We start from the raw sequence: 23,023 nt of genomic DNA, 5'->3' as shown, positions 1-23,023 counted from the left end.
TGTGTTCAGTCTTCGGCGAGGCAGGTTTCGGCCTTCCAGCCGTACAGCCATTCCATGGCGTCGTAGAAACGCTGGGGCGTGCGGCCCTTCCAGAGGTCGTTGCGCACCAGGCGCTCCACGCCGCTGGCGTGGAAGATGCGGCCCATCTCGCGCGCGGACAGCACCACGCGCGCCGTGCGGGCGATGCGCGAGCGCTCGTACAGCCGCAGCGCCTGCGGCCAGTCGTTGCCGCCGCGCTTGAGCGCCTGGCCCAGCGTCACGGCGTCTTCCAGCGCCATGCAGGCGCCCTGGGCGATGTACTGCAGCGTGGGGTGGGCCGCATCGCCCAGCAGGGTGGCGCGGCCGAAGCTCCACTGGCCAATGGGCTCGCGGTCGGCCGTGGCCCAGCGCTTCCAGCTTTTGGGCAGGTCTATGAGCTGGCGGGCGCGCGGGCAGCAGTCGCTGTAGTAGCTTTGCACCTCTTGGCGGCTGCCTTCGCGCACGCCCCATTCCTCCTGCTCGCGGCTGTGGAAGGTGACGACCACGTTGTACTGCTCGCCGCCGCGCAGCGGGTAGTGCACCAGGTGGTAGTTGGGGCCGACCCAGATGCTGGCCGCGTTCCAGCGCAGGTCCTCGGGGAAGTCGTTCTTCTCCACCACGGCGCGGTACACCACGTGGCCGGAGACACGCGCCGCATCGCCCACGTACTGCTGACGCACCACGGACTTCACGCCATCGGCGCCGATCAGCGCCTGGCCCACATGGATCTGGCCGTGCTGGTCGCGCACGGTGACGGTGTCGCCCTCCTGCTGCACGGCTTCGATGCGGGTGCCCGTCAGCGTCTCGATATGGCCGTGGGCGCGCGCGCCTTCGAGCAGCGAGGTGTGGATGTCGGCGCGGTGGATCACCGCATACGGGTTGCCGAAGCGGGCGCGAAACGCCTCGCCCGTGGGAATGCGGCCGACCAGTCTTTCATCGAGCGCGTCGTGCATCACCATCTCGTCGGTATAGACCGCGCGGCCACGGGCCAGCTCGCCAATGCCCAGCGCATCAAAGGCCGCGAATGCATTGGGCCCCAGCTGTATGCCGGCGCCGATCTCGCCCAGCTGCGGCGCCTGCTCCAGCACCTTGACAGCGAATCCCTGGCGCGCCAGGGCCAGCGCGGCCGCCACGCCGCCAATGCCGCCGCCTGCCACAAGAACGGGCAGCGCCCGGGAAGAAATGCTGGTGCTCATGGATGTCCTGTGCTTCGTGGTGCGTGTCGCCCGCCTGCGAGGCAGCTGCGTCGCGAGTAATTAAACAGTATGCTGACGATGAGTGTAGTGTTGATTTGCATCAGGCCAGCCTGGGGTTTCCCTGGATGCAGGCAAAACGGTGGTGGACAGCGTGTCCGGTTGAATCACCTGTCCGCCAGCCAACGCCAACGGAGGGCGCGGTTCATGCGAACATCTGCGCTTGCCCGCAGGGACCCGGAAAAGAGCGCAATGGCCATGGACTACCAACCCGCAGAACTAGAAAACTACCCCGGCTACCACATCCGCCGCCTGCAGCAGATCGCGGTAGCCGTCTTCATGGAGGAGACCCAGGAATTCGGCGTGACCCCCGTGCAGTACGCGGCGCTGTCGGCCGTGCTGCGCCAGCCCGGCGTGGACCAGCGCACGCTGGCGCGGATGATCGGCTTCGATACCTCGACCATCGGCAGCGTCATCGACCGGCTGGAGGCGCGCGGCCTCATGGTGCGCAACACCAGCCCGGCCGACCGGCGAGTGCGCCTGCTGTCGGTCACCGCAGAAGGCGCCGCGCTGCTGGCCGCTGCCGAGCCCTCGGTGCTGCGGGCCCAGCAGCGCATGCTGGAGCCGCTGCCGCAGGAGCAGCGGGGCCTGTTCATGGACATGATGGCCGTCCTGGTGCGGCAAAACGACGACCTGGCGCGTGCGCCCAGCACGCTGGCCGCGCGCCGCGCCGCAGCCGACTGAGGCGGCCTCGACCCATGGACTGGGACCACCTGAGATTCTTTGGCGAGCTGGCGCGCAGCGGCAGCATGGCCGCCGCCGCGCGGCGCCTGGGCGTGGAGCACACCACGGTGTCGCGCCGCATCCAGGCCCTGGAAAAACAGCTGGGGGCCGTGCTCTTCGAGCGTGAAGCGGGCCAATGGCGGCCCACGGAGGCCGGCCGACAGCTGCTGGGCGTGGCAGACGCCATGCAGCGCGCCGCCGCCGGGCTGGAGCGCATGCCGCTGGCGGCGGAATCCACCAGCCAGGGACCGTCCGGCCTGGTGCGCGTGGGCGCCACCGAGGGCTTCGGCACCCAGCTGCTGGCCCCGCAGCTGGCCGCGCTGACGCAGCGCCATCCGCTGCTGAGCATCGACCTGCTGGCCCTGCCGCGCCTGCTGCACCTGTCGCGGCGCGAGGCCGACATCGTCATCTCGCTGGAGCGCCCCACGCGCGGCTCGGCCGTGGTCACCAAGCTCACCGACTACCGGCTGTTCCTCTACGGCCAGCGCGAATACCTTGCGCGCCGCCCCCTGGTGGCGCGCACCGAGGACCTGCGCCACCACAGCTTCATCCACTATGTGGACGACCTGCTGTTCACGCGCGAGCTGCAGCTGCTGTCCACCCTGTTCCAGCCCGAGCGATTTGCCTTTCGCAGCACCAGCATCACTGCCCAGTATGAGGCCGTGCGCGCAGGCGCCGGCTTGGCCGTGCTGCCTGCCTTCATCGCCGACCGCGACCCCGTGCTCAGCCGCGTCCTGCCCGCCGAGGCCTGCTTCACCCGCACCTTCTGGATGAGCATGCCCTCGGATGCCCGGCAGGTTCAGCGCATTGAGGCGGTCTGGGGGTTTTTGCGGGAGGCTGTGCAGGGGATGGGCGGCTTGCTGAAGCCCAGAGCCTGAGGGCCTGCGGCGGTCAGGCCCCTGCCGCTATACTGCCCGCCCCGAATCTCGTCATCCGACAGCAGGATCCCTGGCATGCGCCTCCAAGCCCTTTTGCGTCCACTGGTGTACCTGAGCCTGGCGGGGCTGGCCGCTTGCGGCAGCAACCCGCCCAGCCCCTCGGCGGCCACGCCCGAGTCCACGCCCACCGCGCCGGGCACGCCCGTGGCGCCCATCAGGATCGGTCTGGCCCTGGGCGGCGGGGCCGTGAAGGGCTTTGCCCATATCGGCGTCATCAAGATGCTGGAAGCCAATGGCCTTGCGCCTGCGGTGGTGTCCGGCACCAGCGCGGGCAGCGTGGTGGGGGCGCTGTATGCGAGCGGCATGAACGCCTTCGAGCTGCAGGAAAAGGCCGTGGCGCTGGATGAGACCAGGATCCGCGACCTCCAGCTGTCCTCGGGCGGCCTGCTGGTGGGGCAGAAGCTGGAAGACTATGTGAACGAACAGGTGGGCCGCAAGCCGCTGGAGCAGCTGGCCAAGCCCTTCGTGGCCTTGTCCACGCGGCTGGAAGACGGCGAGCGCACCGTGTTCGCGCGCGGCAATACGGGGCAGGCGGTGCGTGCCTCCAGCAGCATTCCGGGTGTGTTCCAGCCCGTGGCCATCGGCAAGTTCCACTTCGTCGATGGCGGCATCACCAGCCCCGTGCCCGTGGACGCCGCGCGCCAGCTGGGCGCCGACCTGGTGATTGCCGTGGACATCTCCAACAAGGCCCGTGGCAAGGCGCCCGAGAACATGCTGGGCGCACTGGGCCAGTCCATTGCCATCATGGGCCAGAAGCTGGGCCAGGCCGAGCTGGCCCGCGCCGACATCACCATCCGCCCCAAGGTGCTGGACATCGGCCCGGCCGACTTCACCCAGCGCGCCAGCGCCATTCTTGAAGGCGAGAAGGCCGCCGTGGCCGCCATGCCCCAGATCCGCGAGCGCATCGTCCAACTGCAGGCCGAGCGCGCCAAGGCCGCGAAGCTGGCGCAGCAAAAGGCGGCCGAAGCCCAGCACCAGGCCTGCCTGGACCAGCGCTCGCGCATGCAGAAGCTGGCGGAGATGGCGGGTATGGACGGCGCCTGCGCCAACCCCAACCTCAACGCCAACCCCTGATCCACCACGGCTGCGCTCGGGCTATCCGTACACCGGATAGCGGGCGCAAAGCCCCGTCACTTGCTCCCTGACCTGCGCCGCCACCTTGGCAAAGCGGGCGCCTTCCTGCGCGTCCAGCGCATCGAGTACATCGCACAGCCAGCCGGCCAGCTGTTCGCACTGCGCCTGGCCGAAGCCGCGCGTGGTGACGGCGGGCGTGCCTATGCGCAGGCCCGAGGTCACGAAGGGCGAGCGCGGGTCGTTGGGCACGGTGTTCTTGTTGGTGGTGATGTGCGCCTCGCTGAGCGCGGCGTCGGCATCCTTGCCGGTGTAGCTGCGGTCGGACAGGTCGATCAGCATCAGGTGGTTGTCCGTGCCGCCCGAGACGATGCGGTAGCCGCGCTGCTGGATCACGGCGGCCATGGCGCGGGCGTTGGCCAGCACCTGGCGCTGGTAGGTCTTGAAGCCGGGCTGCAGCGCCTCCTTGAAGGCGACGGCCTTTGCGGCGATCACATGCATCAGCGGCCCGCCCTGCACGCCGGGGAACACGGCCGAGCTCAGGCGGCGGTTGAAGGTTTCGTCCTGTCCCTTGGACAGGATCAGGCCGCCGCGCGGGCCGCGCAGCGTCTTGTGCGTGGTGCTGGTGACCACATGCGCGTGGGGCAGTGGGCTGGGGTATTCGCCCGCAGCCACCAGGCCTGCCACATGGGCCATGTCCACCCAGAACACGGCGCCCACCTTGTCGGCAATGGCGCGCATGCGGGCCCAGTCCTTGTGGCGCGAGTAGGCAGAGAAGCCGCCGATGAGCATGCGGGGCCGGTGCTCCAGGGCGATGCGCTCCATCTCGTCGTAGTCGATCAGGCCCGTGGCGGGGTCCAGGCCGTAGGGGACGATGCGGTAATGGCGGCCCGAGAAGTTGGACGGGTTGCCATGCGTCAGGTGGCCGCCCTGGGCCAGGTTCATGCCCATGACGGTGTCGCCGGGCTGGGCCAGCGCCAGGAACACGGCGGCATTGGCCTGGGCGCCGGCATGGGGCTGCACGTTGGCGTAGTCGCAGTCGAACAGCGCCATGGCGCGTTCCACGGCCAGGCGCTCGGCCACGTCCACGTTCTCGCAGCCGCTGTAGTAGCGCTTGCCGGGATAGCCCTCGGCGTACTTGTTGGTGAAGACCGAGTTCTGCACCGCCATCACCAGCGGGCTGGCGTAGTTTTCGGAGGCGATGAGTTCCACATGGTCTTCCTGGCGGCGTTTCTCGCTCTGGATGGCCTTGGCCAGCTGCAGGTCGAAGTCGGCCAGGGTCAGGGATGCGTCGTACATGGGTGAGTGGTTCCTGTGTCGGGGCAAGGGCTGGGGGAATCGATGGTCATGCAGCTGCCAGCTGGCCTGCGGCGGGGGCGCCTGCCTGCGCGGCGCTGGCCGGCTCCAGCAGGCAGGCTACGCGGGCGACGATGTCGTCGATCTGGCGCTCGTCACATATCAGCGGCGGCAGCAGGCGGATGGTGGATTCGCGCGTCACCGTGATCAGCAGGCGCTGCTGGGCCAGCGCGCGGCCCACCAGGTCCTGGCAGTTGCGGTTCAACTCGATGCCCACCATCAGGCCCTGGCCGCGCACGGCCAGCACGTCGGGGTGGCCGTGCAGCGCCTGCTGCAGGCCGTTGAGCAGGCGCCGGCCCAGTTGCCTGGCGCGGCCGGGGATGTCCTCGCTCTCCATGATGTCCAGCACCGTGCACCCCACGCGGCAGGCCAGCGGGTTGCCGCCGAAGGTGGAGCCATGCTGGCCGGGCGAGATCAGGTCGGCCGCAGGCCCGCGCGCCAGGCAGGCGCCGATAGGAATGCCGTTGCCCAGGGCCTTGGCCAGGGTCATCACATCGGGGGTGATACCCGCGTGCTGGTGGCCGAACCAGGCGCCGGTGCGTCCCAGGCCGGTCTGGATCTCGTCCAGCATCAGCAGCCAGCCATGCCGGTCGCACAGGCTGCGCAGCTGGCGCAGGTAGTCGGGGCTTGCCAGGCGGATGCCGCCTTCGCCCTGCACGGGCTCGATCAGCACGGCCACGATGTCGCCATGCTGGGCGGCGGCGTGGTGCACGGCCGCGATGTCGTCATAGGGCACGCGCACGAAGCCCGGCATCAGCGGCTCGAAGCCGCGCTGCTTAGCCGGGTTGCCCGTGGCCGACAGCGTGGCCAGTGTGCGGCCGTGAAAGCCGTTGTCCATCACCAGGATCTGCGGCCGCGCCACCTGCCTGCGGTGGCCGTGCAGGCGCGCCAGCTTGAGCGCGGCCTCATTGGCCTCGGCGCCGGAGTTGCAGAAGAAGGCCGTCTCCATGCCGGCCAGGGAGCACAGGCGCTGGCCCAGGCGTTCCTGCCAGTCGATGCGGAACACGTTGGAGGTGTGCAGCAGCAGGCCGGCCTGCTCGGCGATCACGGCGGCGATCTCCGGATGGGCGTGGCCCAGGGCGGTCACTGCCACGCCGGCAATGGCGTCCAGGTATTCGTTGCCGTGCTCGTCCCACAGCAGGGCTCCACGGCCACGGACGAAGGAGACGGGCTGGCGGGCATAGGCCTTCATCAGGCGGGAATCAAGGGGTTGCATGGCTTTTTGCATGTCAAGGTCCTCAAGCGGGGTCAGGGTTGAATCGAAAAGGGTGGCGAGGGGGCGCGTTCAGGGCAGTGCCAGGGCCGCGGGATCGGGGCCGCCTGCGGGCCAGTAAAAGCTGTCCGGCTGGGCGCGGGCACCGAAGATGGCCTGGCCCACGCGCACCACGGTGGCGCCTTCCTCGATGGCGATCTCGAAGTCGCCGGACATGCCCATGGACAGCTCATCCAGCGAGATGCCCGCCGGCGCGCTCTGGCGCAGCTGGTCGCGCAGGCTGCGCAGCAGCACGAAGCACTGGCGCACGCGCTCGGCCTCGCTGGAGAACAGGGCCAGCGTCATCAGGCCGCGCACGCGCAGCGCACTGAAGGCGGGCAGGGCCTGGACAAATCCCTGCACCTCGTCGGGCGGCAGGCCGTATTTGCTGGCCTCGCCCGAGGTGTTGACCTGCACGAACACGTCCAGCGCCCGGCCTTCGGCCTGCAGGCGGCGGTCCAGCGCCTCGGCCACGCGCAGGTTGTCCAGCGCCTGGAACTCGCTGGCAAAGCGTGCCACCAGCCTGGCCTTGTTGGTCTGCAGGTGGCCGATGACGGACCACTGCAGATCGGCCAGGTCCTGCATGGCCTCCCACTTGCCGAAGGCTTCCTGCACCTTGTTCTCGCCCAGCATGCGGCAGCCCGCCGCGTGGGCCAGGCGCAGGCTGGATTCGGGCTTGGTCTTGCTCACGGGCAGCAGGCGCACGCTGGCCGGGTCGCGCCCTGCGCGGCGGCACGCAGCGGCCATGCGCGCCTGCACGGTGGCCAGGTTGTGCCGGAAATCGTCCACCGTCTCGGCCTGGGGGTAGCGGCCGTGCTGGTCGTGGCGGGTCAGGGTGTCGGCGGCTTGGGCGGTGCCGCCGGTGGTGTCTTGTGTCGAAAGCATGGTTTCAGCTCCTTTTGATGGCGGCATCGGCGGCGGGCACGTTGCCGGTGCCCGCCTCGCTGCGGGCGGCCCGGCGCGGCCACTGGCCGTTGAGCACGGCATGGGCGACCAGGCCGATGACCAGGCCCCAGAAGGCGCCGCCTATGCCCAGCATGGAAATGTTGGCTGCGGCAGCCAGGAAGGTGATCAGCGAGGCCTCGCGGGTTTTGGCGTCGGCCAGCGCATTGGCCAGGCTGCCGCCGATGGTGCCCAGCAGCGCCAGGCCCGCCAGCGTGGTGATGAAGGTGGCCGGGAACGCCATGAACACGGCCGCCAGCGTGACGCCGAACACGCCCACCAGGATGTAGAACACGCCCGCAGCGATGCCCGCGATCCAGCGCCTGGACGGCTCTTCATGCGCCTCCTTGCCCGTGCAGATGGCGGCCGTGATGGCGGCGATGTTGAAGGCGTGCGAGCCGAACGGCGCCATCAGCAGCGAGCCCAGGCCCGTCAGCGTGACGATGGGGTTGGCGCTGGTCTTGAAGCCGTCGTTGCGCAGCACCAGCATGCCGGGCATGTACTGGCCGGTCAGCGTGATCAGGAACAGCGGCAGGGCCACGCTGAGCAGGGCGTTGAGCGTGAATTCCGGCCGTGTGAACACCGGCGCCGCGAATCGCAGCTGCAGCCCGGACAGGTCCACACGGTCCTGCGCCAGCAGGAACGCCATGCCCAGCGCCAGGATGCCGACCACCGCATAGCGCGCCGTGAGCCGCTTGAGCAGCACATAGGCCACGATCAGCAGGCCGGCCAACAGCGGGTCCACGCTCATGCCGCCAAAGGCCTTGATGCCGAACTGCAGCAGGATGCCCGCCAGCAGGCCCGAGGCCACGCCGGGCGGAATCAGCCGGATCACGCGCTCGAACCAGCCCGACAGTCCCAGCACCACGAAGGCCGCGGCCGACACCACATAGGCGCCCACGGCCTCGGCATACGGCGTGGTGGCCAGGGCCGTCACCAGGAAAGCGGCGGCCGGCGTGGACCAGGCCGTGATGATGGGCTCGCGCGAGAGCCAGCTCAGCACCAGCCCGGTGACGCCCACGCCAATCGAAATCGACCACACCCACGAAGCCGTGAGTTCCGGGCTCAGGCCGGCCACCTTGGCGGCCTGGAACACCAGGATGAAGGTGCCGCCGTAGTTGACGATGACCGAGATCAGCCCGGCCACAACGGGGTGGATGAGGTCTCTGAAGCGAAGGGGTGAGTGTGTGTCTGATGAAGGCATGGTCTTCTCGTTTTCCTTGGGGGTTGGATTCCTGGCTGTCTGGGGAAAGGGGTATTTGAGCGCCGAAGTGGACTGAATGATCCATACACTTCGCTCTCTTGTTTCAGACCACTTTGCAATGGGTGCGCAGCGTTTGCGTCAGTACAATGGCCTGCCCAAGAGGTGTAATGAGATGAAAGGCAGCAGACCGCATGAGCAAGACCTTCGAGCTTGAGACCCTGAAGATCCGCATGGGAGATGCCGACCTGCGCCAGCTGGACCTGCACCAGCGGGTGCAGCGCGCCATGCGTGCGCTCATCCTGGACGGAGCTCTGCTGCCCGGCCTGAAGCTGCCGGCCACGCGCTCGCTGGCCGACTCGCTGGGCATTGCCCGCGACACGGTGGAGAACGCCTACACCCAGCTGCACCGCGACGGCTTCATCGTGCGGCGCCAGGGATCGGGCAGCTATGTCTCCGAGACCATCGGCACCGAGCTGCGGGGCCGGGCGGCGCGGCGCGGCCGGTCGCCCGAGCACGAGCGCAGCGCCCAGGTGGCCGCAGCGGGCAGGGCCGGTGCCGGCCTGAGCCGGCGCGGCCAGGCCATTGTTGACGGCGGCGGCATCGCCGACCAGCAGACCATTCGGGCCTTTGCCACCGGCCTGCCCGAGACGCGAACCTTTCCCACCGATGTCTGGGAGCGGCTGCAGCGGCAGGCGCTCAAGGACTACCGCGCCAGCGTCCTGCTGCACGGCGACCCGCAGGGCGCCGAGCCGCTGCGCAAGGCCATTGCCACTTACCTCAACCTGGAGCGCGGCGCCAAGGTGGACGCCGGGCAGATCGTGGTGCTCAGCAGCACGCGGCAGGCGCTGTTCCTGTGCGCGCAGCTGCTGGTGGACGCGGGCCGGCCCATCCTGCTGGAGAACCCCGGCTACTTCGGCGCCCGCAAGGCCTTCGAGTCGGCGGAGGCCAAGGTCCTGCCCATCGACGTGGACGCGCAAGGCATTCGCACGGACCTGCTGCATGCCGACCGCAGCGGCGCCACCTGCGTCTACGTCACGCCATCGCACCAGTACCCCACGGGCGTCACCATGCAGCTGGAGCGGCGGCTGGACCTGATCCGATGGGCGTTCGAGAGCGGGCGCTGGATCATCGAGGACGACTACGACAGCGAATTCCACTACGACGGCATGCCCACCGCCTGCGTGCAAGGCCTGGACAAGCACGGGCGCACCATCTACATCGGCACCTTCGGCAAGACCCTGTACCCGGGCCTGCGCATGGGCTACATGGCCTTGCCGCAGGAGCTGGTGCGCGCCTTTGTCCAGGCGCGCAGCATCATGGACGGGCACACGCCCCAGATCCAGCAGCTGACGCTGGCGCGCTTCATGGAAGACGGCCACTACAACTCCCACGTGCGGGCCATGCGCAAGCTGTACGCGGGGCGGCGCGAGGTCATCCTCGAATCCATAGGCAGGCACCTGGCCGGCATCGTCACCGCGCCACGGCCCCAGGGCGGCATGCAGGTGCCCTGCCTGCTGGAGCCCGGCTGGTCCGAGGAAGACACTATCCGCCGCGCCGCCGCGGCCGGCGTGCTGCTGCAGGGGCTCAGCCGCCTGTACGCGGGCGAGCAGCGGCAGCCGGGCTGGCTGCTGGGCTATGCCTCCCTCACGGCCTACGAGATCGAGGCCGCCGTGCTGCGCCTGGCCAACGCGCTGCGAAAACCCTGACAGGTTGGGAGACGCCGGACGCTGCATGCCTCAATAGGGCAGGGGAAAGCGCCCGGTGAGGTCGGACACGCCTTCGTGGATGGACTTGAGCGTGCGCGCGTTCATGGTGCCGCTGCGTATGCCGCCCAGCGTGGCAAGAATCATGTCGCCGATCTCGCGGAACTCGTCGGCGCCCATGCCGCGCGTGGTGCAGGCCGCGCTGCCCACGCGGATGCCCGAGGTCACCAGCGGCCGCGCGCCATCGCCGGGCACGGCGTTCTTGTTGACCGTGATGCCGATCTGCTCCAGCGCCGTTTCGGCGGCCTTGCCCGTCAGCTCCCAGGGGCGCAGGTCGATCACGCCCAGATGGCAGTCCGTGCCTGCGGAGACCACGGACAGTCCGCCCTGCGAAAGCCGGTCGCACAGCACGCGGGCGTTGTCCACCACGGCCCGCGCATAGGTGCGGAAGGCGGGCTTGAGCGCCTCGCCCAGCGCCACCGCCTTGGCCGCCACCACATGCATCAGCGGCCCGGACTGCAGGCCCGGAAACACGGCGGCGTCTATGCGCCTGGCGATCTCGGCGTCGGCCGAGAGGATCATGCCGCCGCGCGGCCCGCGCAGCGTCTTGTGCGTGGTGGTCGTGGTCACATGGGCGTGCTCCACGGGGGAGGGGAACACGCCCGCGGCCACCAGCCCCGCCACGTGCGCGATGTCGGCCATGAAGATGGCGCCCACCCGGTCGGCAATGCGCCGGAACTCGGCCCAGTCCATCTGCCGTGAATAGGCCGAGCCACCGGCAATGATGAGCCTGGGCCGCTCCTTCAGCGCAATGCGCCGCACCTGGTCCATGTCGATGCGCTGGGAGCGGGCGTCCACCTCGTAGCTGATGGACTGGAACCACTTGCCCGACACGCTCACGCGGGAGCCATGCGTCAGGTGCCCGCCCGAGCGCAGGTCCAGCCCCATGATCTTGTCGCCAGGCTCCAGAAAGGCCAGGTACACGCCCTGGTTGGCCTGGCTGCCCGAATGCGGCTGCACGTTGGCGTGCGCGCAGCCGAACAGCGCCTTGGCACGCGCAATGGCCAGGTTCTCGACGGCATCGGCATTGGCGCAGCCGCCGTAGTAGCGCACGCCCGGATAGCCCTCGGCGTATTTGTTGGTCAGCACCGAGCCCTGCGCCTCCATCACCGCGCGGCTCACGAAGTTTTCAGAGGCAATCAATTCAATCGAGCGCGACTGGCGAATCCGCTCGGCCGCGATGGCATCCCAGGCCTCGCTGTCTGCCTGTTGAAGATCCAGTGAATTGATTTTGGGGAGCGATAAATCGTCCATGTCGCATTGGCTGTCTTGGAGGCGCTGAAGCACGGGAATCGGCAGCGCCCGGGTTATGGAAGGATTTGGAAACCAGGGCGCATCGGTAATGGGCAGTCTACAAAGTGCAGCTGCCTTGATTCCGACCATGTTTCAGCGGGTGAGCAGACCAATTAAGGTGGCATGCCAATGTAAACCGTTGAAAAAGCGGTCTGGTTCATTGACGAAAATAGGTCTGTTTGAATCCACGCTGTCTCCATAGAATTCGCCGCCAGACGTTGAAAGTCATGAGATTCAATACCGCCAGGAATCATCCGCAATTTGCAGTCGGGCAGATTGATTCAAGGCGGAATATGACAGAGTGAAGAAATCCATGACAACGTATCTGCCATCTGCAGCGTCATTTGAAGCGCCATGTGCATCGTCATTTGCATCGTCATTTGCAGCGCCATTGGTGATTGCGGCGGATGGAGAAAGCGGGGGGAGGGAATAGGCGATTTGACTCAGATCAACCAAGTTCAATTACACGGAGTTGAAAAATGAATCTCGATATCTCTCGGACAGATGACGCCGTGCGCGATGCGCTCAAAAAGCTGTCCCTGCTCTGGAAGTCAAGAGCGGCCGTGAATCAGGACCTGCCTGATTACTGCGGCTTGGCGTTCGACCCCGCCCGGCAGGACTTCACCGCCTCGCTGCTGCCGTTTCGCGACCACCAGGCATGGGTGGAGGCGCCACAGCACCTGCGCGACCAATGCCTGTCCTACGCCTGGGGCATCTACAACCTCAAGACCATCTACATCGAGTGCAACGTGGTCACGCCGGCCTGCGAGGACATCATCAAGACCCCGCCGCCCAGCGCCAACCGGGCGCTGCTGCAGGACGTCATGTCCCAGGCCCTGCTGGACGAGGCCCTGCACACCCGCATGTCCATCATGGCCTGCAACTACATCTACGAGATGCGCGGCCTGGCGCCGCTGGACTACGCGGACTTCAACCTCGTCGGCTGGCGCAACGGCGTGCTGGCGCAGTGCGGCGCGGAATGGGAGCGCCGCCTGGCCCGCTTCGCCATTGCCTGTGCCAGCGAGACCCTGATCACCGACTACCTCAAGACCATGGCCGAGGACCGCTCCATCCAGCCCATCTGCCACGAGGTCACGCGCACCCACGCCGTGGACGAATGGAGCCACTCCAGCGTCTTCAGCTCGGTGGCCACCGACATCGTCCAGGGCCTGAGCAACCGCGAGCGCAGCTACCTGCGCTCCATCATCCTCAAGACCGTGCAGATGTTCGCCAACAACGAACTGGGCGCCTGGTCCACCGTCTTCACCATGGTCGGCATGCCGCATGCGCGCGACATCCTGCACGACGTGGGCGACAGCAACGAGATCGGCGTCTACACCGACTCGGTGCAAAGCCTGATCGACCGCATCGGCCTTGCGGGCCGCAACCTGGGCGGCAGCGTGGCGCTGGTGTCCTCGGTCCTCGAGGAGATGCAGGCATGAGCGCCGCCCTCCAGGCAGGCAGCACGCTGGCGCGCTGCGCCGCGGCACGGGCAGAGGCGGGCGGCGTCATGGTCTACACCCTGCGCGTGCAGGGCGCCTCGGCGCAGTTCCTCGGCGGCCTGCGGCCCGGTCGGCATGTGGCCGTCGAGCATCCCGACGCCAGTGGCGCCGTGCAGCAGCGGCTGTACTCCATCACCCGCTACGAGCCCTGCAGCGAGCACGACGGCGCCGGCCAGTTCGACATTGCCGTCAAAAGCTCGGGCCGGGGCAGCGTCTCCGACCACATGCATGCGGTGCTGCGCGCAGGCTCCACGCTGCCGCTCGGCCACGTGGCCGGTGACATCACGGCCGACCTGGTGCTGGGCCTGGACTGCCTGGTCATGCTGGCCGGCGGCATCGGCCTGACCCTGCCGCTGGCGCTGCTGCGCGAACTGGACCGGCTGCAACAGCAGGGCCGGCGCGTGCCGCGCACTACGCTGCTGCTGTGCTTTGCGCGCATGGCCGACATTCCGTTCCTGCAGGAGCTGCAGCAGCTGTGCGAAACGGCCCCCTGGTTCGACCTGCGTATCCACATCACGCGCGAAGACATTGCCGCCCACGGCCCCTTCGTGCCGGGCCGCCCCTCGCAGCAGTCCCTGCTGGCGCTGGGCCAGCCCCAGGCGGTGGTCATCTGCGGCGGCCACGCCTTTGCGCAGACCTTTCGCGAGCATGCGCGGGCCTGCTTTCCCGGTGCCATACAGCACATCGAGGCCTTCACGCCGCCTGCCGCATCCACTGCCCAGCCAGGCGAGACCGCGCAGGCATGCCAGCTGCAGATCGCGCACAGCGGGCAGATTGTCGAAGCCGCGTCCGGCAAAAGCCTGCTGGAAATCCTGGAAGGCGTGGGCATTGCCATCCGCAGCCAGTGCCGGGCCGGCATCTGCGGCAGCTGCCGCATCCGCATCACGGGAGGCAGTTCACGGCTGGAGGCGGACTTTTGCCTCAGCGACAGGGAAAAGGAAGCCGGCTATGCCTTGGCCTGCTGCACCTTCCCCTCGGCAGGCCATATCCACGTCGATCTCAAGCCCGGCGCCTGACTGGCTCCGCACGTTCCAAGCCATCCTCCTGTATCCACCTGAGTTTTCCCATGAAAAAAGCCATCGCGCTGCGCCACATCCACTTCGAAGACCTGGGCACCCTGCATGCCGAGTTCGCCAGCCGCGGCTACGAAGTGCAGTACGTCGATCCCAGCATCGGCGAGCTTGACACCCTGGACCTGGGCCGTGCCGACCTGCTTGTCGTGCTGGGCGGCCCCATAGGTGCCTATGACGAGGCGCTTTATCCCTTCGTCGCCCAGGAGCTGGCGGCCGTGCGCCGCTGGCTGGACAGCGGCAAGCCGCTGCTGGGCATCTGCCTGGGCGCCCAGCTCATTGCGCGCGCGCTGGGCGCCAGGGTCTACCCGCTGGGCGTCAAGGAAATCGGCTTTTCGCCGCTCACGCTCACCGACGCCGGCCTGGCCTCGCCCCTCGCCAAACTGGACGGCGTGCCCGTGCTCCATTGGCATGGCGACCAGTTCGACATTCCCGAAGGCGCCGTGCACCTGGCCGGCACCGCCATCGGCGCCAACCAGGCCTTCGCCGTGGGCCCGCAGGTGCTGGGCCTGCAATTCCATCTGGAGGCCGACGCGGCCCGGCTGGAGCGCTGGCTGGTCGGCCATGCCTGTGAACTGGGCGTCGCCCAGGTGGACCCGCGCACCCTGCGTGCCGATGCCCAGAAATACGGCGGCCTGCTGGCCCTGGCCGCGCGCAATGTGCTGGCCGCCTGGCTGACCAACCTGGCGCGCAGCCGCTGAACCTGCGGCGCCGCCCATTCACCCATTTCCCCCACGCCGGAGCCGCCGCTGCGCGGCGCCGGAATCTCTGTTCCCGAAAAAAGGAGAGTTGAAGATGGTTGTCGTACTGTTCGAACTGCAGGCCTTGCCCGGCCAGAACCAGACCTATGTGGACCTGGTCAACAAGCTCACCCCCATGCTCAAGCCCATGGAGGGGTTTATCTCCGTGGAATGCTTCCAGAGCACGCTCAACCCCGAGAAAGTCATGTCCGTCACCACCTGGCGCGATGAGGAAGCCGTCGTCCAGTGGCGCAACGTGGAAGCCCACCTCAGCGCCCAGCGCGCCGGCCGCGACAAGATCTTCAAGGACTACCGCGTGCGCGTCACCCAGGTGCTGCGCGACTACGGACTGAATGACCGCGCGCAGGCGCCTGCGGACAGCATCATGGGCAAGGCGGGCAGCTGCCCGGTCAGCCACGCCTGAGCGCTTGCGGTGCCGCAAAGGCCCGGCTGATCCCCCTGCCGGAGCGCGATGCACGCCCTCGAAAGATGCCGGAAGTGACTACGTCGCCGGCGCCAGGCCGGAAAAAAAGCCCGCTGAATGCTCAGAGGGCTTTTTTTCGGCAGGCACAGATTCCTTCGCATCGGAACTCCACCGCACCGCACGGCATCCTGCGTGCCGCCGTGTGCAGCGCTTTCAGTTGCGAGCTGCCGCTGCCGCCATTTCGGCGAGAAACGGGCCTTGGGCCGCTTCGGGTTTGCTTTCGATGAGGAAGTCGTCGCGATCCTGGTCCTTGATCCAGTTCGGAGGCTTGCCTCGACCTGTCCACGTCGCTCCCGTAGCCGGATCGCGATACTTCGCCGGCGCACTGGTTTTTTCAGGGATGTAGGGGAACACTTGCTGCTGGGTGAACCCGAAATCGGTCACCAGCTTCTGGACCTTGGACAGGGCAGCGTCGGCCGCCGAGGTGCGGGCCTTGGCAATTTCCATGTCCAGCGCGGCCTTGGCCGCAAGGAGTTCTTTGAGGGACTGTGTCATTGGTGTCGTGAAATTTTGAAGCCAGATTATGGGGCTGTTCGGGCAGCCGCGTGGTGTCCGGATCATGCAGGCCGATGAAAGGAAGGCAGCCCGCCTGAGCCTGCTGCCGAGCCGGGTGACCGCAGGCCCGGGCAGGAAAGCCGGTCTTGCCCTCATCCGTGATCGCGCGCACCGTGAGGCACGGCCGCAGCGATCACGCTAGGCGGAATGTCCCGCGTCACCATGCGGCACGAACCGATCACGACCTGTAGGCAACGACTGTGGCTACAGATGCAACCCCTGATCCAAGCCTTCGTGCCTTCTTCCGTTTTTTGATTATTGCTGGCGCTTTTGAATAAAGCGTCCAAGTACACCGCCGATCAAGCCGCCGCACATCGCAGCCATGAAAACTGCTCTATCTGAAAGCCAATGAGAAGTAAAGATGAATTTCAACAGAAAGGCCACGATGGAAAATCCGATCAAGGCCCCCATTCCAGCAAAAATTTTTGAGTCCAGGAAGCTTGCGGCTTCCTTGTATTCCTTGGAATGACCGTTTGCTTCATAGATCAAGGTCGCTCCGCAGTTGATGCAGCGAACATCGGTCGCTTGAAATTCATGACTACATTTTTGGCAGTGCATTTCTACTCCTATTAAGAATGCATTTCTGAGATGTTTTTAATTGAATAAACGCATGCTCTCAAGGGGCGGATCTCGCAAGCGCACCATGGCATCAATCAGGTAAGAGCTGTTATCTGCTCCAAAGCATCAGTGTTGGTGTTCGGTGCCGGCAGGCATCATACCGTTGTAGGTCTGGCTGGTGCGCATGCAGGCGAACTGTAGGTCGAGGCTGGGCATTCTGGGGCGGCTTGGGAAGAAGGAAAGGGGCAATGCTGTCATTGCCCCTTGGTCTTGAGAGGGCTCTAAGCTTCCAAGCTGCGAACGAATTCACTCCCCACCTCGACTCCTAGAAGCGAGTCCACGGCCGCCACCCGCTTCAGCGCTTCGTCGGCGCTGAAGCCATTTCCCTCCAGCACGGCCAATGCATCGTTGTGCAGGGCATAGGCCAGGTGCGCTGCGATCCGTACGCTCGGATCCGCATCCACGTTGCTCCCCAGATATCCGCTCAGGAGAAGACGGATCTCGGATACGGCTTTCGCCAGGATTTTCTCCTCAGTCAGCTGTTTCATCACGCCCCTTTGCCTTATCGCCCCCACAACTGCCTCCATCGCCTCAATCTGCGCATTGATAAAGGCAAGCAGCTCATTGGAATCGACAACCTCCATGGGATTGCTGGGGTAAGCGCCAATCAGCAAGCTTGAGATGAGTCCCCATTGTTCTCGCACGCGGTTCAGTTGGTTGAACTCATCTTCCGACATCTGAAAGTACAACATGGCGACTCCTTAGCGAAATGGCTTGGAGCCGGGCGCGGAGAAAGGGTAAGAAGCGATGTACAGATCAGAGAGCTGTGGCGCAGTGGAAATTGAGATGGGGAAGGGCCTTGAAACGCCCGCAAAGAAAATAGCCATAAGGCCTCCAAGCATTTTTCCAACAATGCTTTCGGGAGCGGCTTACCGGCTAGCAAGAAGTGTGTTCAGCACTTTGCGCGAGATGATACTCCAGGCCTATGGCAGACTGCCCTGGTTCAGTTCTTCCTTGAACCGATCGCCGGCCGGCTTGGCGCTCAAGGCTTATCTCCGTCACTCACCGAGGATTTCTCATGATCATCACCACCACCCCCCAGATCGAAGGCCGCCGCATCACCCGCTACTGCGGCGTGGTCGCGGGCGAGGCGATTTTGGGCGCCAATGTGTTCAAGGACTTGTTTGCCGGGCTGCGCGACATCGTGGGTGGGCGGTCGGCCACCTATGAGCGCGAGCTGCAGCGGGCGCGCGAGATTGCGCTCAAGGAGCTGGAGGAACGCGCCCAGGAATTGGGCGCGAATGCCGTGGTGGGGGTGGATCTGGATTACGAGGTGCTGGGCCAGGGCAACGGCATGTTGATGGTGTCTGCCAGCGGCACGGCCGTGGTGCTGGAGTAGGCAAGTCATCGGGCAAGCAGGCCAAGCGGGTCAAGCGGGCCAATCAGGCCAGCGAAGTCAACGCGGCGCTGCGCCCGGCATCTGCAGGCAGCGGGCCAGCGCCCGCGCCGCCTCGCCCAGGCGCGGGCCGGGGCGGGAGACCACGTCCGTCTCGACCAGGTCCAGCGCGCAGATGCGGCCGGAGCGCACGGCGGGCATGCGGCTCCAGCCGGGGCGGGTGGCAAAGCTGGCCGATGGAGTCTGCGGCGTGTGGATGATGAGTTCTGGCTGCTGGCGCAGCACGTATTCGGGCGTGATGCGGGGGAAGGGACCCAGTTTCTGCGGCAGCATATTGCGCGCGCCCAGGCGCTGCAGCAGCTGGCCTATGAAGGAGTCCGGCCCTGCCGCGTAAGGCGTGGCGTCCACCTCGAAATACACCTTCTGCCCGGCGGGCGCGTGCGCAGCCAGCGCCTTGGCCTGCTGGTCCACCTCGGCCTGCATGCGCGCCAGCAGGGCGTTGGCGCGCTGCGCCTGCAGCAACTGGTCGAGCTTGTGCAGCACCTGCTCCAGCTGCGCCATGTCATTGGCGTCCAGCGCCAGCACAGGAATGCCGAAGCGCTCCAGCTGCGCGATGACGGGTGCGGAATACGCCATCAGCACCACGTCGGGCCTGAGCCGCACGGTGGCCTCGACCAGCGGGGCAAAGGTGTGGCCCAGCTTGGGCAAGGCGGCCACACGCGCCGGGTGGTTGGAGAACTCGTCCACGCCCACGATGCGCTCGCAGGCGTCCAGTGCGCACAGCGATTCGGTCAGCGAGGGCAGCAGCGAGACGATGCGCTGCGGCACCCGCTCCAGGCGCACCTGCCGCCCGCGCATGTCGGTGACGGTGTACGGCGTGGCTGTGCTCGCGCCTGTGCTGCCTTGGTTCGCATCCACCGCCTTTTGCGCGACGGCGCCGCCCGCGCAGGCCAGGGCGGCGATCAGCAGCAGAAGGCGGGGAAGGCGCACAAGCAGGTGCATGGCGGTCAGGGCAGGGGAGTCCAGCGCACGCTGACGAACACGGTGCGGCCTGCGTTGGCGTAGCCGCGCGTGGGGGCGTAGTCGCGGTCGGCGATGTTGTTGACGCGGGCCAGCAGCGCCCATTGCCTGGTCAGCTGGCGCTGGGCGTAGAGGTTGACCACGCCGTAGCCGCCCAGCTTGAAGGTATTCGCCTCGTCTGCGTAGCGGCCGCTGTACAGCTGCGCTTCGCCGCCCAGCGTCCAGCCGGCCGCCTGGGTGTCGGCGTTGAGCTTGAGCATGCGCTTGGAGCGGTAGGGCAGCAGCTTGCCGGTCTCCAGGTTCTCGGGGTTCATGAAGTCCAGCGAGGCGCCCAGGTTGGCGCTGCCCAGGCGCGTGCTGCCCGACAGCGTCAGGCCGGTGATCTCCACGCTCTGCCAGTTGCGGTAGCAGTTGCAGGGAACGGCGCTGTTCCAGTCGTAGGTGATGAGGTTCTTGAACTTGTTGCGGTAGACCACGGCCGAGAGGCGGTTGGCACCGGCCGCATAGTGCAGGCCCGTTTCCACGTTGGTGCTGCTTTCTGGCTTGAGGTCGGCCGCCGCCTGGCCCGTGAAGCGTTCGTACAGCGTGGGGGTTCTGAAGGCCGTGCCGGCCGATGCCACCCAGCGCCAGCGCTCGTCGATCTGCAGGCCATAGCCCAGCCCGCCCGTGGTCTTGTTCTGCTGGTCGCGCACCTGGTCGTGGCGCAGGTTGGCGTCGAACTGGTGGCGTCCCTCCGTCAGGCGCCAGCCGGCCGACAGGGAGTTCTGCACGCGCCGGCTGTCGGTGTTCTGCGTCCAGGCGTATTGCGTGTCCAGCTTGTCCTCGCGGCGCTCCAGGTCGATGTTGAAACGGTGCTGGCCCAGCGTGAACAGGTTCTGCAGCAGGTAGTTTGTGGAGCGGCCCTTGGCGCTTTCGGGCGACTGGGTGTGGCGGTCGCTTTGGCTGTCGGTATGGGAGACCTGGACCACGCTTTTGTACATGGCGTTCCAGCCGGCCTGCCAGCGCAGGCTGCCGGTGGTGTTCTTGACCACGTCGTAGTCGTCGAAAGGCGGCGGGCTCTGGTCGTAGTGGGTGCGCAGGCGGCTGTGCAGCAGGCTGGCATCGATCTGGTGGATGCCCGTTTTGTAGCCCGCGTTCAGGCCCAGCGAGGTGTTGCTGTAGCCATCCTCGTCCGGGTTGGGCGAAAAGGTGTTGCCGGGGTAGACGTCAAAGCCGTCGCTGCGCTCGTCCGCCAGGTTCAGGCCATAGGTGAAGCCGTTGGCCCCGCCCTGAAATCCCGTGGCCAGCTTGCTGGTGCCCTGGTTGCCTATGCCCGCCTCGGCATAGGCGCGGGTCTGGCCGTCCGCCCGCTTGGTGAAGATCTGGATCACTCCGCCCATGGCGTCTGAGCCATAGATGGCGGCGGCCGGGCCGCGCAGCACCTCGATGCGGTCAATCTGCGCCAGCGGCAGGGTGGACCAGACCGCGCCGCCCTGCAGCTCCTGCGAGCTGTAGCGCACGCCGTCAATGAACACGGCAGTGTGCTGGTTGCTGGTGCCGCGCAGGTAGACCGAGGTGACCTGGCCCGGCCCGCCATTGCGGTTGATCTGCACGCCCGGCACCTGCACCAGCAGGTCGGCCACGCCGGTGGCGCCGCTGCGGGCAATGGTCTCGGCGTCGATCACGGTCATGTCGGCCGTGACGGTGCGCAGGGACTGTTCGCTGCGCGAGGCGGTGACGACCACGGTATCGAGCTGGGAGGCCTGTGCGCGCTGCGCCTGTTGTGCCTGTTGTGCCTGTTGTGCCTGTGCATGGGCCTGGCAGGCCAGCAGCGAGGCCGCAGCCAGGGCGGACAACGTGCGCAGTACGGGAAACGCCGAGGGCGAGCGAAGAGCGGCGCCAGGGGCGCGCGCGAGGGCGAGGGTGTGCATGGATGCGAGCCAGTTGCGCGCCAGCGACCCCGCCGGCACGGAAACCACAAAGACCGGCTGCGCTGCATGCGCGGCCGGCCGCCTGTTGGCCGGTATCCAGACTGGTGACGCACTCGCCAAGGCCTTCCCGGGCTGTACGCCCAGTGGCACGGGTTTGGCGGGGGCCGGTGCCATGCACGCGGCGTTTCACTCACTGTTGCGGGGGCAGTACATGCGGGCAGCTTTATCTGGCCGCCCCATGTTTCCCGTTTAACCGCAGCCCCTGGGGCTGCTGGCACCAACGGCGGCGATTGTACGGCGGGGCGTTCAGTGACGATGTAAAGCTTGCTTGACATGCCAGCGGGTGGCATCGCACAATGTCAAGCATCCTTTACACATTGCGAGAGACTTCCATGAATCAAACAACGGTCACCAACCGCCGCTACCAGAAGGAACTGGGATTTGCGCTGCTGCTCTACATGGCGCTGCTTGTGGGGGCGCTTTTGCTCAGCGCCGACATGCAGGCCGGGGCCCTGCGCACGGCCCTGCTGCTCAGCCCCATGCTGGCGTTTGCGCTGGCCGTGCGGGCCATCGTGCGCCTGGTGCGCGATACCGACGAGTTCCTGCGCAAGTCCATGCTGGAGCAACTGGCGATTGCGGCGGCGGGCACGGCCGGCATCACCTTCACCTACGGATTCCTGGAAATGGCAGGTTTTCCCAAGCTCAGCATGTTCATGGTGTGGCCCTTGATGGGTGCGCTCTGGGTGGCTGCCTCGGTGGCCCACTGGCTGCGCAGTCGATGAGCCGCTTCGCCAAGGTCGCCCACCGATGAAAAATGCCCCCCACGCTACCCTTGCTTTTCAACTTGGGGCGGCCCTGCGATGAAAAACACCATCCGCGAACTGCGCGCCCAGCGCGGCTGGAGCCAAGCTGCGCTGGCGGACCTGCTGGGCGTGTCGCGCCAGACCGTGAACGCGATCGAGACGGGCCGCTACGACCCCAGCCTGCCGCTGGCCTTTGCCATCGCCCGGGTGTTCGAGACCCGGATCGAGGCGATCTTCCAGGAGGGTTGAGCGCAGCGCTCAGGCCACGATCATGACCAGCAGCACCAGGCCCAGCAGGGCCAGGTAGGCCTTGGCATGCAGGGCATCGGGAATGCGGCCGATCAGCGGTGCCGCCAGCCTGATGCCCGTCCACGATCCGACCGTCAGCAGGGCAAAGGCCTGCAGGTCCACATAGCCCACATGCCAGGGGCCCAGCCCCGCGCCCTGCGATGCCAGCATGTAGGCAGCGGTGCCCGCCACGGCCATGGGCAGGGACAGCGGGCTGGCCATGGCCGTGGCGGCCGCCATGCTGGCTCCGCGCCGGCGCATCAGCGGCACGGTCATCACGCTGCCGCCCACCCCCAGGAAGGCCGCGATCGCACCAATGGCCAGGCCCGCCGTGGCCGCCGCCCGCCGGCCCATGGGCTGCATGCCGACGGCGGTGCCGTGCACGAAGCCTGGGCGCAGCAGCGCGTCGGCGATGGTCAGGGCCAGGTAGGCGATGAAGGCCCAGCGCACCCATTCCCCGCTGATCCAGGTGGCGGCCGCCGCGCCCGCCACGGCGCCGGCCGCAATGAAGCCGGCCAGCGGTCGCACCTGCTCCCAGGGCAGGGCGCCCGCGCGGTGCTGGCGCAGCGTGGCCATGGAGGCGCCGAAAATCATCACGCAGGTGGAGGTGGCCACGGCAATGTGCATGGCCGCCTGGCCCACGGCGGAGTCCGCACCGTGGATGGAGGTCAGCAGCGCATAAAGCAGCGGAACGGCCACGAAGCCGCCGCCAAAGCCGAAGAGCACGGTGGTCACGCCGGCAAGCACACCGAAAGCCAGCAGCAGGAGAGGGAACACAGACAGTCCTTTGGAAAAAACGAACAAGGACTGAACCTTAGGATGCTGCGGTTTGGCCTGCTTTCGCGGATAGGTCAATAATCCTCGAATTCCTGCCAAAGCCTGTT

23 protein-coding genes and 1 riboswitch are annotated in these 23,023 nt (G+C 67.0%); of the genes, 11 read left to right on the top strand and 12 right to left on the bottom strand.

Translation table 11 applies throughout. From position 1 onward, the window contains the following. Positions 1-5 precede the first annotated feature (5 nt). A complete protein-coding gene (locus DA1_RS24110) occupies positions 6-1,214 on the bottom strand; it encodes a 3-hydroxybenzoate 6-monooxygenase (protein WP_034393433.1) in 1,209 nt (402 codons plus the stop codon). Positions 1,215-1,418: 204 nt separating this feature from the next. Here DA1_RS24110 and DA1_RS24105 point away from each other — a divergent pair, with 204 nt between their 5' ends. The 3 genes from DA1_RS24105 to DA1_RS24095 all read left to right on the top strand — a co-directional run bounded on the left by DA1_RS24105 (position 1,419) and on the right by DA1_RS24095 (position 4,006). Continuing rightward, positions 1,419-1,955 (top strand): MarR family winged helix-turn-helix transcriptional regulator, encoded by a 537-nt coding sequence (locus DA1_RS24105; RefSeq protein WP_034393434.1) that lies wholly within the window; start codon positions 1,419-1,421, stop codon positions 1,953-1,955. A gap of 14 nt (positions 1,956-1,969) precedes the next feature. Continuing rightward, positions 1,970-2,872: a LysR family transcriptional regulator gene (locus DA1_RS24100; RefSeq protein WP_034393435.1), complete on the top strand. Its 903-nt coding sequence runs from the start codon at positions 1,970-1,972 to the stop codon at positions 2,870-2,872. A gap of 75 nt (positions 2,873-2,947) precedes the next feature. Further along, positions 2,948-4,006, top strand: a complete 1,059-nt coding sequence (locus DA1_RS24095; RefSeq protein WP_034393436.1) for a patatin-like phospholipase family protein — start codon at positions 2,948-2,950, stop codon at positions 4,004-4,006. 21 nt (positions 4,007-4,027) lie between these two features. On the opposite strand, the gene glyA is transcribed toward DA1_RS24095, so the two are convergent. From glyA to DA1_RS24075, 4 genes are read right to left on the bottom strand one after another with little or no spacing between them, the layout of a single operon-like run. Continuing rightward, on the bottom strand, positions 4,028-5,302 hold the full coding sequence (gene glyA / locus DA1_RS24090) for a serine hydroxymethyltransferase (protein ID WP_034393437.1): 1,275 nt from the start codon (positions 5,300-5,302) through the stop codon (positions 4,028-4,030). Between the two features lie 46 nt (positions 5,303-5,348). Next, entirely contained in the window at positions 5,349-6,587 is a 1,239-nt protein-coding gene (locus tag DA1_RS24085) for an aspartate aminotransferase family protein (protein ID WP_080736873.1), read from the bottom strand. Positions 6,588-6,644: 57 nt separating this feature from the next. Continuing rightward, complete coding sequence (locus tag DA1_RS24080; RefSeq protein ID WP_034393440.1) at positions 6,645-7,496, bottom strand: YggS family pyridoxal phosphate-dependent enzyme; 852 nt, start codon at positions 7,494-7,496, stop codon at positions 6,645-6,647. 4 nt (positions 7,497-7,500) lie between these two features. Then, on the bottom strand, positions 7,501-8,757 hold the full coding sequence (locus DA1_RS24075; RefSeq protein WP_034393443.1) for a benzoate/H(+) symporter BenE family transporter: 1,257 nt from the start codon (positions 8,755-8,757) through the stop codon (positions 7,501-7,503). Between the two features lie 191 nt (positions 8,758-8,948). On the opposite strand from DA1_RS24075, the gene pdxR reads away from it, so the two are divergent. Then, on the top strand, positions 8,949-10,463 hold the full coding sequence (gene pdxR / locus DA1_RS24070; RefSeq protein WP_034393446.1) for a MocR-like pyridoxine biosynthesis transcription factor PdxR: 1,515 nt from the start codon (positions 8,949-8,951) through the stop codon (positions 10,461-10,463). Positions 10,464-10,493: 30 nt separating this feature from the next. On the opposite strand, the gene DA1_RS24065 is transcribed toward pdxR, so the two are convergent. Then, positions 10,494-11,774: a serine hydroxymethyltransferase gene (locus DA1_RS24065; protein WP_170962038.1), complete on the bottom strand. Its 1,281-nt coding sequence runs from the start codon at positions 11,772-11,774 to the stop codon at positions 10,494-10,496. 518 nt (positions 11,775-12,292) lie between these two features. Between DA1_RS24065 and DA1_RS24060 the strand changes: the two genes are divergently transcribed. The 4 genes from DA1_RS24060 to DA1_RS24045 all read left to right on the top strand — a co-directional run bounded on the left by DA1_RS24060 (position 12,293) and on the right by DA1_RS24045 (position 15,549). Next, the gene (locus tag DA1_RS24060; RefSeq protein WP_012205541.1) at positions 12,293-13,255 is read left to right on the top strand and encodes an AurF N-oxygenase family protein; all 963 of its coding nucleotides are present in this window, start codon (positions 12,293-12,295) and stop codon (positions 13,253-13,255) included. Then, positions 13,252-14,331, top strand: coding sequence for a 2Fe-2S iron-sulfur cluster-binding protein (locus DA1_RS24055; protein ID WP_034393452.1), 1,080 nt, complete (start codon positions 13,252-13,254; stop codon positions 14,329-14,331). Before DA1_RS24060 ends, DA1_RS24055 begins: the two co-directional genes overlap by 4 nt. A 50-nt stretch (positions 14,332-14,381) precedes the next feature. Further along, positions 14,382-15,086, top strand: coding sequence for a glutamine amidotransferase (locus tag DA1_RS24050; protein WP_034393456.1), 705 nt, complete (start codon positions 14,382-14,384; stop codon positions 15,084-15,086). Positions 15,087-15,180: 94 nt separating this feature from the next. Then, positions 15,181-15,549: an antibiotic biosynthesis monooxygenase family protein gene (locus DA1_RS24045; RefSeq protein ID WP_012205544.1), complete on the top strand. Its 369-nt coding sequence runs from the start codon at positions 15,181-15,183 to the stop codon at positions 15,547-15,549. 213 nt (positions 15,550-15,762) lie between these two features. Here the strand turns inward: DA1_RS24045 and DA1_RS24040 are convergent, their stop codons facing one another. The 3 genes from DA1_RS24040 to DA1_RS31415 all read right to left on the bottom strand — a co-directional run bounded on the left by DA1_RS24040 (position 15,763) and on the right by DA1_RS31415 (position 17,474). Beyond that, the gene (locus DA1_RS24040; RefSeq protein WP_034393459.1) at positions 15,763-16,104 is read right to left on the bottom strand and encodes an H-NS histone family protein; all 342 of its coding nucleotides are present in this window, start codon (positions 16,102-16,104) and stop codon (positions 15,763-15,765) included. A 315-nt stretch (positions 16,105-16,419) separates the two neighbouring features. Beyond that, complete coding sequence (locus DA1_RS30695) at positions 16,420-16,722, bottom strand: hypothetical protein (RefSeq protein WP_155294242.1); 303 nt, start codon at positions 16,720-16,722, stop codon at positions 16,420-16,422. 281 nt (positions 16,723-17,003) lie between these two features. After that, positions 17,004-17,474: a hypothetical protein gene (locus DA1_RS31415; RefSeq protein ID WP_230590794.1), complete on the bottom strand. Its 471-nt coding sequence runs from the start codon at positions 17,472-17,474 to the stop codon at positions 17,004-17,006. A 326-nt stretch (positions 17,475-17,800) separates the two neighbouring features. On the opposite strand from DA1_RS31415, the gene DA1_RS24025 reads away from it, so the two are divergent. Further along, positions 17,801-18,121: a heavy metal-binding domain-containing protein gene (locus tag DA1_RS24025; RefSeq protein WP_012205554.1), complete on the top strand. Its 321-nt coding sequence runs from the start codon at positions 17,801-17,803 to the stop codon at positions 18,119-18,121. A 57-nt stretch (positions 18,122-18,178) separates the two neighbouring features. Here the strand turns inward: DA1_RS24025 and DA1_RS24020 are convergent, their stop codons facing one another. Together DA1_RS24020 and DA1_RS24015 are read right to left on the bottom strand one after the other, a co-directional pair. Next, positions 18,179-19,120 (bottom strand): ABC transporter substrate-binding protein, encoded by a 942-nt coding sequence (locus tag DA1_RS24020; RefSeq protein ID WP_034393462.1) that lies wholly within the window; start codon positions 19,118-19,120, stop codon positions 18,179-18,181. 5 nt (positions 19,121-19,125) lie between these two features. Then, positions 19,126-21,048 carry a TonB-dependent receptor domain-containing protein gene (locus tag DA1_RS24015; RefSeq protein ID WP_034398536.1) on the bottom strand — a complete coding sequence of 641 codons (1,923 nt, stop codon included), beginning with the start codon at positions 21,046-21,048 and terminating at the stop codon, positions 19,126-19,128. 70 nt (positions 21,049-21,118) lie between these two features. Beyond that, positions 21,119-21,344: riboswitch (cobalamin riboswitch) on the bottom strand. Between the two features lie 96 nt (positions 21,345-21,440). Here DA1_RS24015 and DA1_RS24010 point away from each other — a divergent pair. Beyond that, entirely contained in the window at positions 21,441-21,830 is a 390-nt protein-coding gene (locus DA1_RS24010; protein ID WP_012205557.1) for a hypothetical protein, read from the top strand. 78 nt (positions 21,831-21,908) lie between these two features. Next, positions 21,909-22,100, top strand: a complete 192-nt coding sequence (locus DA1_RS24005) for a helix-turn-helix transcriptional regulator (RefSeq protein WP_012205558.1) — start codon at positions 21,909-21,911, stop codon at positions 22,098-22,100. 9 nt (positions 22,101-22,109) lie between these two features. Here the strand turns inward: DA1_RS24005 and DA1_RS24000 are convergent, their stop codons facing one another. Next, positions 22,110-22,916 (bottom strand): sulfite exporter TauE/SafE family protein, encoded by an 807-nt coding sequence (locus DA1_RS24000; RefSeq protein ID WP_034393464.1) that lies wholly within the window; start codon positions 22,914-22,916, stop codon positions 22,110-22,112. Positions 22,917-23,023 lie beyond the last annotated feature (107 nt).

The sequence above is a fragment of the Delftia acidovorans NBRC 14950 genome, assembly GCF_001598795.1.
Taxonomy (GTDB): Bacteria; Pseudomonadota; Gammaproteobacteria; order Burkholderiales; family Burkholderiaceae_C; genus Comamonas; species Comamonas acidovorans.
The sequence above is the reverse complement of the archived record's forward strand: the minus strand, read 5'-3'. Positions and strand labels throughout refer to the sequence as shown.